Raw genomic sequence first — 10,670 nt, 5'->3', positions numbered from 1 at the left:
ACCAGCGTCAGGTGAACTGGCAGTTCACCACCCACGACGCACGCATCAAACTGCGCCACCTCTACCCCAGAAATTAGCCGCGACAGTCTACTAGCCAGGCCCTTCGTGGTGCCCGGGCTGCTGCAGTCGGGACGCGAGCTCCCCGGGCAGGGCGTCCCGGTTGGCCGGCGTGAGGTGGACGACCTCGATGTCGGTACGTCGCTTGAGGGCGTCGGTGAACGGGTCGCGGTGTGCGTGGACCGTAGCGACGACGTCGACCTCTGCGGCAAACAGCGCCTCGACCGCGTCGCGGAACGCCGTGCACGCCAGTTCCATCCGGCCCAGCTCGTCGATGAGCACCAGTCGGCCTTGCGCCTCGTCGGCCGCCGCCGGCCGCAGCGACGGCAGCGCCAGTCGTTCCATGACGCCCAGGTCGACCCCGTACTTCCCCACCCGCGGCGGACCGGGCAGGTCGACATGGGCGAGCACCTGCCGTCGACCCGCCACGGTCTCCAGGGCGAAACCGACGCGGGCGCCGGACTGCCTGATCTCCTCCGTGGTGAAGCCGGTGGCTGCGCGGGTGGGCAGCAGCGCGGCCAGTCGGCGCAGGGCGGTCGTCTTGCCCGCGCCAGGGCGGCCCTCGAGCAGGATCCTTGTCGGCACTCGGCCATCCTCACCCCGCCTGGCGGAAGCGGGCCGGTCGGGCTCGGCCGAACGGGGGGTTTGCGGTGCGGACCGGTGGCAGTGCCGTCCTTGCGGGTATTGCGGCGCGTATGAGCGGAATTGAACTCAGCAGTACCGCGTTCGACGACCACACGGTGATCCCCCGGCGGTACAGCGGTGAGGGAGAGAACATCTCGCCGCCCCTGACCTGGTCGGGGGTGCCCCACGAGGCCACGGAGCTGGTCCTCCTGTGCGAGGATCCGGACGCACCGGGGAAGACCTTCCTGCACTGGCTGGTGACGGGCATCGATCCGGGGACCAGCGAGGTGAGGGAGGGGCAGAAGCCCCAGGGCGGCCTGCCGTGGCCCAACGGTTTCGGGCGCGTGGGCTGGGGCGGGCCGATGCCGCCGCCGGGGCACGGGCCGCACCACTACTTCTTCCGCCTGTACGCCCTGTCCGGGCCGCCGCAGCTGCGCGACCACCCGGGCGCCGAGGACGTGCACCGCGCCCTGCAGAGCCGGGAGCTGGCCTCCGGCACCCTGGTCGGGACCTATCAGCGCTGAGCGCAGCAGCCGGTGATCCGGGCAGCGGAGCGCGTCGGCGTCAGGACGGGGTGCCCGCGTCGGTGTACCGCAGCAGGGCGCCCACGCCCTCGTACAGCCTCAGCTCGCTCTCCGGTACGACGACCAGCTCTGCACCGGTGCCGACGAGGGCACGGACGAGGGCCTCGTCGGCACGTTCCTCGCGCGGGGCCCGCACTCCGAAGGACACCAGCTCCGCCTCGGTCAGGGCGAGCTGAGTGGGCCGGGAGCCCGCCCAGAGCCGCAGCGAGGATTCGGGCGGCCGGTTCAGCAGCAGCACCGCGACCTGGCCGCGCTGAAGAGCGGCGACGGTGGCGGCCAGCCCCTCCGTCATGGGTCCGTCCAGGGCACGCCGGCCGATGAAGATGTCCACGAGTTCCCGGTCGTGCGCGGCCATGCGGCCACGGAAGACGCCGTCGAGCTGCGGCTCAAGCAGGGCGCGTCCGGTGTCGGTGGGGGTCCGGCCGCCCACGCGTACGACCTTGTCCCGCAGGGTGTGCGGCAGACGGCGGATCAGTACGTTGCACGCCCATTCGTCCCCGCCTACGACGACGGCGTCGGCATGGGCGCGGCGCGCCCGTTCGTCCAGCCGGTGGCCGAGCCGGAGGGAGGTGCGGTGCCAGGTCGCCACCGCGACCCTGCGGTGCAGCCGCTCACCCGGGGTGACGGTGGACGCGGGCCAGGTGCCGGTCTCCGCCTCCAGAGTTACCCAGCCGTGGGTCTCGGCGGTCGGAAGCCCGCCGTAGTGGACGACCACGGCCATGTAGGGGATCTCTGGCACGTGTTGGGTGACCAGGGGCATCGCGTCCGGCAGGGTGCTGTAGCGCGCGGAGTCGTGCTCGGGCGGGCTCGGCAGCTCCCCGTCCAGGACAAGCGTGCCGTGGGCGGCGAAGATGGCCTGACCGTGCACCCCCGGCACTTCCGTGTCGGCGCCGACGACCTCCTCCAGCGCGTTCAACAGCGCTCGGTCCGAGCCCTGACGGGACAGGCTCTCGCGCAGTCGCCGCCAGCGCAGCGCGATCGCCCGCTCGGGATGGTCGACGTCTCGGGAGGTGTCCAGGTACACGGAGACGTACGGGCCCGGCTCCGCGTAGAGGGGATCAAGGAACGACAGCCTCATCGCCACTCCTCATCGATGGACTCCACACCTTCGATGATGCGCCCGCCGCCGCTCCCCGGCGGGCGGTCGGCCCGCCCAGGACGGCCAGCTGCGCCCCGTGGTCGATGAGCGCTACGGCGAGCTCGGCCCAGTGCCGTGCCGGCCACAACTTCGTCGTCAGCGACCCGCCCGAGTTCAGGCACACCCGCGGCCCGGTCCGCTCCCCGAGCAGCCCGGCCGCCCGCCGTCGAGCGGCCTCCGGCACCTTGAGGACGTACGGCTCGCCCGCGTACTCGTATCCGGAGACCGCGAAGTACAGCTCGGTCCACGTCTGCTGGTTGGTGGTGGTGCGGTAGTCGTTCCAGGTGTTCTGCCGGAAGAACTGCGCTCGAAAGCGAACACGGCACGCCTCCAGCCAAGAGCCCTCCGCCGAGCAGAGTCTCTGACGGGCCGCGAGCCGGCGGCCTGACACAGCGCGACTGACGAGCGCGGAGAGTCACTCCGAAGAAAGTGCCTGCGGCCCTGCGCAGCAAGGCATCAGGAAAGCCGCCGTACGCTTCCCTGGTGCATTTTGATGGACGTTGCGCAGGGGGGATCGATCGATATGGCGAAAGGGGGCCACGGAGGCGTATGGGCGCCTTCTCGCCCCGAGGGTGGGAGGCATCTTCGGTATCCTGAGAGCGTTCCGGCAGCCACTGGTCCCGAGCCCTGCGGGCTCAGGGGTCCTCTTTGTGTTGCCGCGCCCCGTTCCCGCCAGATGTCCGGCCGCTCCCGCACCGTGGTGCCAGAGCGCGGTCTGTCATGCCCGAAAGAGAGCATCTGTGACCACTTACGGCACACGCACCGACACCGACACCTCCGGATCTGAGCAGACCGGCCATGCCGAGGCTGCGTCCTATGACGCCAACGCGATCACTGTCCTGGACGGTCTCGACGCCGTACGCAAGCGGCCCGGGATGTACATCGGCTCCACGGGCGAGCGAGGGCTGCACCACCTCGTGCAGGAGCTCGTGGACAACTCCGTGGACGAGGCGCTGGCGGGGGTGGCCGACCGGATCGACGTGACGATCCTGGCTGACGGCGGCATGCGGGTGGTCGACAACGGCCGCGGCATTCCGGTGGGGATGCATCCGGTGGAGAAGCGACCGGCCGTCGAGGTCGTGCTGACCGTGCTGCACGCGGGCGGGAAGTTCGGGGGCGTGGGATATGCGGTCTCCGGCGGTCTGCACGGTGTGGGCCTGTCGGTGGTCAACGCCCTGTCGACCCGGCTGTCGGCGGAGATCCGGACCGACGGCTACCGGTGGACTCAGGACTACAAGGACGGCGCCCCTGCCGCCCCGCTTGCCCGCCGCGAAGCCACCTCCCGGACGGGCACGTCGCTGACCTTCTGGGCGGACGGTGCGATCTTCGAGACCACCAGGTACTCCTTCGAGACGCTGGCCAGGCGTTTTCAGGAGATGGCGTTCCTCAACCGAGGGCTCACTCTGACGCTGACCGACGAACGTCCGTCCGCGCGTGCCACGGCCGCGGCCGACGAAGCCGGCTCGGACACTGCCGAGGAGCAGGTGGCGAAGACGGTCTCCTACCGCTACGACGGAGGCATCACCGACTTCGTCGCCCACCTCAACGCCCGCAAGGGCGAGCCGGTCCACCCCTCAGTGATCTCCATCGGCGCCGGGGACGCCGAGCGGCTGCTGTCGGTCGAGGTCGCGCTGCAGTGGAATGGCCAGTACGCCGACAGCGTCTACTCCTACGCCAACGCCATCCACACCCATGAGGGCGGCACCCACGAGGAGGGCTTCCGCACGGCGTTGACCACCGTGGTCAACCGCTACGCGCGCGAGAGGAAGCTGCTGCGGGAGAAGGACGGCAACCTCTCCGGCGAGGACATCCGCGAGGGCCTGACCGCGATCATCTCGGTCAAGCTCGGCGAGCCGCAGTTCGAGGGCCAGACCAAGACCAAGCTCGGCAACACCGAGGCGCGTACCTTCGTGCAGAAGGTCGTGCACGAGCACCTGACTGACTGGTTCGACCGCAACCCGAACGAGGCGGCCGACATCGTGCGCAAGGCCATCCAGGCGGCCACAGCCCGGGTCGCGGCCCGCAAGGCGCGCGACCTGACCCGCCGCAAGGGCCTGCTGGAGTCCGCGGCGCTGCCGGGCAAGCTGGCCGACTGCCAGTCCAGCGACCCCTCGCAGTCGGAGATCTTCATTGTTGAAGGCGACTCCGCCGGCGGTTCAGCGAAGTCCGGCCGCAACCCGCAGTACCAGGCGATCCTCCCGATCCGCGGCAAGATCCTCAACGTGGAGAAGGCCCGGATCGACAAGATCCTCCACAATCAGGAGATCCAGGCGATCATCTCCGCGTTCGGTGCGGGCGTGCACGAGGACTTCGACATCGCCAAGCTCCGCTATCACAAGATCATCCTGATGGCGGACGCGGACGTCGACGGCCAGCACATCAACACCCTGCTGCTGACCTTCCTCTTCCGCTTCATGCGGCCGCTGATCGAAGAGGGCCACGTCTACCTCTCCCGCCCCCCGCTCTACAAGATCAAGTGGAGTCGGGACCACGTTGAATACGCCTACTCCGACCGCGAACGCAACCTGCTCCTCGAACGGGGCCGGCAGGCCGGACGCCGCATCAAAGACGACTCCATCCAGCGCTTCAAGGGCCTGGGTGAGATGAACGCCGAGGAACTGCGCGTGACCACCATGGACCCCGACCACCGGGTCCTGGGCCAGGTCACCCTCGACGACGCAGCCGTCGCCGACGACCTGTTCTCCGTCCTGATGGGCGAGGACGTCGAAGCACGCCGCCACTTCATCCAGCGCAACGCCAAAGACGTCCGCTTCCTCGACATCTGACCTGCCGCACGCCGGCCGCCCCCAGGCCGACCCGGTCCGAAGCCCCGCCCGTACCGTTTGCTGCTGAGGAGAGCACTGCGTGAGCACGTTCCCCGCCCCACCCCCGGTCAACCGCCTGCAGGATGGCTCCGACTACACCGCACGGCACCTCATGGTCCTCGAAGGACTCGAGGCCGTGCGCAAACGCCCAGGCATGTATATCGGCTCCAGCGACAGCCGTGGCCTGATGCACTGCCTGTGGGAGATCATCGACAACGCCGTCGACGAGGCCCTGGCTGGAGCCTGCGATCACATCGAGGTCATCCTGCACGACGACGGCTCGGTGGAGGTCACCGACAACGGCCGAGGCATCCCCGTGGACACCGAACCCCGCACCGGCGTGTCCGGCGTCGAGATCGCCTACACCAAGCTCCACGCCGGCGGAAAATTCGGCGGCGGCTCCTACGCCGCCTCGGGCGGCCTGCACGGCGTCGGCGCCTCCGTGGTCAACGCCCTATCCGCACGGCTCGACATCGAGGTCGACCGCCACGGCCGCACACACGCCATCAGCTTCCGCCGCGGCACCCCCGGCACCCACACCGGCCCCGGGCCCGACGCCCCCTTCACCCCGGCCCAGGGCCTGCGCCGGACGACCAAAATCCCCAAGTCGCGTACCGGCACGCGCGTGCGCTACTGGGCCGACCGCCAGATCTTCCTGAAGGACGCCAAGCTCTCCCTCGACACGTTGCACCAGCGCGCCCGTCAGACGGCCTTCCTGGTGCCGGGCCTGACCATCGTCGTCCGTGACGAGTACGGCCTGGGCGAGGGCCGCAGCAAGGGCGAGGAGTCCTTCCGCTTCGACGGCGGCATCGGCGAGTTCTGCGAGTACCTGGCAAACGCCGATAAGCCCATCTGCGACGTGCTCCGCTTCACCGGCCAGGGCACCTTCAAGGAGACCGTCCCGGTCCTGGACGAGCACGGCCGGATGACGCCCGCCGAGGTCACCCGCAAACTCGACGTGGACGTGGCAATGCGCTGGGGCACCGGCTACGACACGACCGTGAAGTCCTTCGTCAACATCATCGCCACGCCCAAGGGCGGCACCCACGTCGCCGGCTTCGAGCAGGCCGTCGCCAAGACGACGAACGAGGTCCTGCGCGCCAAGAAGCTACTGCGCGTCGCCGAGCACGACATCATCAAGGACGACGCCCTCGAGGGCCTCACCGCCGTCGTGACCGTGCGCCTGGCCGAGCCGCAGTTCGAGGGTCAGACCAAGGAGGTCCTCGGCACTTCGGCGGCCCGCCGCATCGTGAACAACGTGATCACCAAGGAACTCAAGACGTTCCTCACGTCCACGAAGCGTGACGCCGCCGCCCAGGCCCGCGTCGTCATGGGGAAGGCCGTCGCCGCCGCACGCACGCGCGTCGCGGCCCGCCAGCACAAGGACGCCCAGCGGCGGAAGACCGCCCTGGAGTCCTCCTCGCTGCCGGCCAAGCTCGCCGACTGCCGCAGCGACGACGTCGACCGCAGCGAGCTGTTCATCGTCGAGGGCGACTCCGCCCTCGGTACGGCCAAGCTCGCCCGGAACTCCGAGTTCCAGGCGCTGCTGCCGATCCGGGGCAAGATCCTGAACGTGCAGCGGTCGTCGGTGACCGACATGCTCAAGAATGCCGAGTGCGGCGCGATCATCCAGGTCATAGGAGGGGGCTCGGGCCGCACCTTCGACATCGACCAGGCCCGCTACGGCAAGATCATCATGATGACCGACGCCGATGTGGACGGCTCCCACATCCGCTGCCTGCTGCTCACGCTGTTCCAGCGCTACATGCGGCCGATGGTCGAGGGCGGCCGGGTCTTCGCCGCAGTACCGCCGCTGCACCGCATCGAGATCGTCCAGCCCAAGAAGGGCCAGGACAAGTACGTCTACACGTACTCCGACCGCGAGCTGCGTGACAAGCTCATGGAGTTCCAGAGCAAGGGCATCCGGTACAAGGACTCCATCCAGCGCTACAAGGGTCTGGGCGAGATGGACGCCGACCAACTGGCCGAGACCACGATGGACCCGCGCCACCGCACCCTGCGCCGGATCAACCTCTCCGACCTGGAGGCCGCGGAACAGGTCTTCGACCTGCTGATGGGCAATGACGTGGCGCCGCGTAAGGAGTTCGTCTCCAGCTCGGCGGCGACGCTGGACCGGTCGCGCATCGACGCGTAGCCGATCGATCCACCACCCGATTGGCCAACTGCTGGCCGGCAAATGGCCAACTACGGATCGTCGCAGTTGTCCGACCAGTAAGGCTCCAAGCGTCACGGGCCACCTAGCGATCGAGGTCACACTCTGGGCGGTTGCGGCTCAAACTCGTTCGATCAGGGCGGCTCACTCCTTCAGGGGGTTGCGGACAGCGCAGACCGGGCCGCGGCGGGGATGCCGGCGGCCGAGACGCGGTTGGGTCAGGAAGCGTGGCACGGGGTCAGGTGTTCAGGACGGTGAAGGCGACGGCGGGGAAGCGGGGCAACACTGATGGTCCCGTCCTTGACCAAGGACGGGACCATCAGCGTCCGTGCCCGGCCCCTCGCGGGCCGGGGCATGGGGTCAGGCCTTCTTGACCACGCCGGACTTGAGCTGCATGGGGCCGAAGCCATCGATCTTGCAGTCGATGTCGTGGCCGTCCACACCGTCCACCAGGCGGATGTTGCGCACCTTGGTGCCAGCCTTGATCCCGCTCAGGCTGCCCTTGACCTTCAGGGTCTTGACCACGGTGACCGTGTCGCCGTCGGCGAGCACGTTGCCGACCGCATCCCTGATCACACCGCCGTCGGTGGCGCCCGTGGGTTCGGCGGACACAGGCGACCACTCATGACCGCATTCGGGGCAGACCAGCAGAGCGCCCATCTCATAGGTGTACGCACCGCAGCACTCGGGGCACGGCGGCAGCGTCTCGGTCACATCACTCATGGTCTTTCCTTGCCTTGTTCGTTCCTGTGCATCATTTACCTCAGGCCCTATGTCGCCGCAGGTCGCGTGCCGGGCCACGCGTCGCTGCACCACTGGCGCCGCTCGCCGGCCATCGCCCGGTGGCGGTGAGGGCGGCGGGCAGGCCGCAGTGGACGGGGATCGGCGGATGGGTGTCGTCGGGGACCAGGGAGGCGCCGCCCCTCGTCCGCGAGTTGACGAGCTGCCTGGGTTACGGTCAGCCGGCCGCCCATGGACCAGCAGCGCAGCGCGGTCAGACCCACAGGGCCTCGGTACCGGAGACCTCGACCATGCGGCGGGCGGTGGGGGTGGTCATCGAGCAGCCTCTTCGGTGACGGGAGCGGTCTGGTCGGGGACGGCGGGCAGCAGCCCGGCCTTGTGCAGGTGGGCGCGGGCCCCGGCGATCGCCTCCGGCGTGGTGGCGTACTCCCGGCCCTCCAGTTGGAGCAGGTCCAGGGCGCCGACGGAGTCCAGCGCTTGGCGCTGGCCGGGGCGGATACCGGAGGTCATCACGGCGATGCCACGCCGGTTCAGCTTCTCCACAGCGTCCTTGAGGACGAGGGCGCCGGTGGCGTCCAGGGTGGTGACCCGTGACATGCGCAGGATCAGCACGCGCACGTCGGCGACCTCGGACAGTTCGAGGAGGAAGCGGTGGGCGCCGGCGAAGAAGAGCGGTCCGTCGATGCGGTAGGCGACGATGTGCTCGGCCAGCAGCGCATGCTCTTCGTCGCTGTGCTCGCCGGGCATGTCGGGGCGGAAGTCGACCTGGTCCATGCGGGCCTGACGGGCCACCGCCCGCAGTGCCAGTGCCCCGGCGACGACCAGGCCGATGATGACCGCGTACACCAGGTCCAGGGCCAGAGTGGCAGCCGCGGTCAGGACCAGGACGATCGCGTCCGCACGGGTGGCCTTCGCCATCGCGCGCAGGGAGCCGACCTCGACCATGCGGATCGCGGTCGCGATCAGTACCCCGGCCAGCGCAGCGAGCGGAATCCTGGAGACCAGCGGGGCGGCGGCGAACACGATGACCGCAAGCACGGCTGCATGGACCAGGGCGGCGAGCCGGGAGGAGGCGCCGGTGCGGACGTTGACCGCGGTGCGGGCTATCGCGCCGGTCGCCGGCACGCCGCCGAACAGCGGGGCGGCGATGTTCGCCAGGCCCTGCCCGAACAGTTCCTTGTCCGGATCGTGCTTCTGGCCGACCGTCATGCCGTCGGCGACCTGCGCCGACAGCAGTGACTCCAGCGCCGCCAGGGCGGCGACCGCGATGGCCGGGGCCAGCAGCGAGCCGAGCGCGGACATGTCGACGAACCCGAGCGAAGGTGCGGGCAGACCCGCCGGCATGTCCCCGATCGGGGCGGCGGCATCCAGGCGGAAGAGCTGCGTGAGGAGGGTCGCGGCTATCACCGCGACGATCGAGAACGGGATGGTGGGCCGCCAGCGGGCCCCCACCAGCATCACCACAACCACTCCGGCCGCCAGTGCCACGGCGGTCCAGTTCGGCGACCTGGTGAACGCCTCGATGGCGTGCCAGGTCACCACGAGGACCTTGCCGCCCTCCGGCTTGGCCACTCCGAGCGCGTTCGGGACCTGCTGGAGGCCGATCACGCAGGCGATGCCCAGGGTGAAGCCCTCCACCACCGAGGCGGGGATGTAGGCCATGTACCGCCCGGCCCGTGCCAGAGCGAGACCGATCAGCATCAGCCCGGCGATCAGTCCGACCATCAGCACGCCGCCGGTCCCGTACTGAGCCACGATGGGCACCAGCACCACCGTCATCGCCCCGGTCGGCCCGGACACCTGGAGGTTCGAGCCGCCGAACACGGCGGCGAGCGCGCCCGCGACCACGGCGGTGGCCAGCCCGGCCTCGGCGCCCAGGCCGGAGGAGACCCCGAAGCCCAGCGCGAGCGGCAGCGCCACGATCGCCACTGTCAGCCCCGCCAGCAGGTCACGGCGCGGACTGCGGCCCATCACCGCCAGATCGGTGCGCGAGGGCAGCAGGGAACCCACCCGGGCAAAGCCGCGGGCCCAAGGGGTACTCACTGGGCCGCGACCTCGGCTTCCCGCAACTCGGCCAGCAGCTCGTTCTGCCCGGCCAGCATCTCCGTCAGGATCCGCCGCGCGGCCCGCATCAGCTCCGCCACGTCCCCGCCGGCCAGCTCGTAGACCACGGTGGAGCCCTCCCGAGTGGAGGTCACAATGCCGGAGCGGCGCAGCACCGCCAGCTGCTGGGAGAGCGCGGCGGGCTCGATCTCGATCTCGGTGAGCAGGTCGCGTACCGGCATCGGGCCGTCCTGCAGGAGCTCCAGCACCCGGATCCGCACCGGATGCCCGAGCATCCGGAAGAACTCGGCCTTGGCCTGATACAGCGGAACTGGCACGGTGTCGCACACTCCTGTTCACCCTGGGGACCTGGGGTATCGCCTGGTGCTGTGCCTGCGGCTACCTACGGACACAACCACCACAGCATGTAGTGAATTGCATAATTTTGCAATTCATTGATTCGGTGCCCGCCCTGCCGCCTCGCG

9 protein-coding genes are annotated in these 10,670 nt (G+C 69.6%); 3 read left to right on the top strand and 6 right to left on the bottom strand.

Going from position 1 to position 10,670, the window contains the following annotated elements; genetic code table 11:
* Nucleotides 1-90 precede the first annotated feature (90 nt).
* A complete protein-coding gene (locus ABTZ94_RS18695) occupies nucleotides 91-642 on the bottom strand; it encodes a nucleoside-triphosphatase (protein ID WP_351202155.1) in 552 nt (183 codons plus the stop codon).
* A gap of 110 nt (nucleotides 643-752) precedes the next feature.
* Between ABTZ94_RS18695 and ABTZ94_RS18690 the strand changes: the two genes are divergently transcribed.
* The gene (locus ABTZ94_RS18690) at nucleotides 753-1,205 is read left to right on the top strand and encodes a YbhB/YbcL family Raf kinase inhibitor-like protein (protein ID WP_351202154.1); all 453 of its coding nucleotides are present in this window, start codon (nucleotides 753-755) and stop codon (nucleotides 1,203-1,205) included.
* A 40-nt stretch (nucleotides 1,206-1,245) separates the two neighbouring features.
* On the opposite strand, the gene ABTZ94_RS18685 is transcribed toward ABTZ94_RS18690, so the two are convergent.
* Together ABTZ94_RS18685 and ABTZ94_RS18680 are read right to left on the bottom strand one after the other, a co-directional pair.
* Nucleotides 1,246-2,343: a baeRF2 domain-containing protein gene (locus tag ABTZ94_RS18685; RefSeq protein WP_351202153.1), complete on the bottom strand. Its 1,098-nt coding sequence runs from the start codon at nucleotides 2,341-2,343 to the stop codon at nucleotides 1,246-1,248.
* A complete protein-coding gene (locus tag ABTZ94_RS18680; protein ID WP_351202152.1) occupies nucleotides 2,324-2,794 on the bottom strand; it encodes a glycosyltransferase family 9 protein in 471 nt (156 codons plus the stop codon). Before ABTZ94_RS18680 ends, ABTZ94_RS18685 begins: the two co-directional genes overlap by 20 nt.
* 349 nt (nucleotides 2,795-3,143) lie before the next feature.
* On the opposite strand from ABTZ94_RS18680, the gene gyrB reads away from it, so the two are divergent.
* Together gyrB and ABTZ94_RS18670 are read left to right on the top strand one after the other, a co-directional pair.
* Nucleotides 3,144-5,189, top strand: coding sequence for a DNA topoisomerase (ATP-hydrolyzing) subunit B (gene gyrB / locus ABTZ94_RS18675; RefSeq protein WP_351202151.1), 2,046 nt, complete (start codon nucleotides 3,144-3,146; stop codon nucleotides 5,187-5,189).
* Between the two features lie 79 nt (nucleotides 5,190-5,268).
* The gene (locus ABTZ94_RS18670) at nucleotides 5,269-7,383 is read left to right on the top strand and encodes a DNA gyrase/topoisomerase IV subunit B (protein WP_351202150.1); all 2,115 of its coding nucleotides are present in this window, start codon (nucleotides 5,269-5,271) and stop codon (nucleotides 7,381-7,383) included.
* 378 nt (nucleotides 7,384-7,761) lie between these two features.
* Here the strand turns inward: ABTZ94_RS18670 and ABTZ94_RS18665 are convergent, their stop codons facing one another.
* The 3 genes from ABTZ94_RS18665 to ABTZ94_RS18655 all read right to left on the bottom strand — a co-directional run bounded on the left by ABTZ94_RS18665 (nucleotide 7,762) and on the right by ABTZ94_RS18655 (nucleotide 10,523).
* On the bottom strand, nucleotides 7,762-8,115 hold the full coding sequence (locus ABTZ94_RS18665; protein WP_351202156.1) for a zinc ribbon domain-containing protein YjdM: 354 nt from the start codon (nucleotides 8,113-8,115) through the stop codon (nucleotides 7,762-7,764).
* Nucleotides 8,116-8,454: 339 nt separating this feature from the next.
* Nucleotides 8,455-10,185: a SulP family inorganic anion transporter gene (locus ABTZ94_RS18660; protein WP_351202149.1), complete on the bottom strand. Its 1,731-nt coding sequence runs from the start codon at nucleotides 10,183-10,185 to the stop codon at nucleotides 8,455-8,457.
* Nucleotides 10,182-10,523: an ArsR/SmtB family transcription factor gene (locus tag ABTZ94_RS18655; protein ID WP_351202148.1), complete on the bottom strand. Its 342-nt coding sequence runs from the start codon at nucleotides 10,521-10,523 to the stop codon at nucleotides 10,182-10,184. The genes ABTZ94_RS18660 and ABTZ94_RS18655 overlap by 4 nt, the downstream gene beginning before the upstream one ends.
* Nucleotides 10,524-10,670: the final 147 nt, after the last annotated feature.

Source organism: Streptomyces sp. NPDC002785 (assembly GCF_040295565.1).
In the GTDB taxonomy this organism is placed as follows: domain Bacteria; phylum Actinomycetota; class Actinomycetes; order Streptomycetales; family Streptomycetaceae; genus Streptomyces.
Note: the sequence above shows the minus strand (reverse complement) of the source record. Positions and strands in the feature narration are given on the sequence as shown.

Excerpts from the sequence above, each read along its gene's own strand:
- ABTZ94_RS18690 (WP_351202154.1), top strand. The coding sequence starts at position 753 with ATGAGCGGAATTGAACTCAGCAGTACCGCGTTCGACGACCACACGGTG.
- ABTZ94_RS18685 (WP_351202153.1), bottom strand. The coding sequence starts at position 2,343 with ATGAGGCTGTCGTTCCTTGATCCCCTCTACGCGGAGCCGGGCCCGTAC.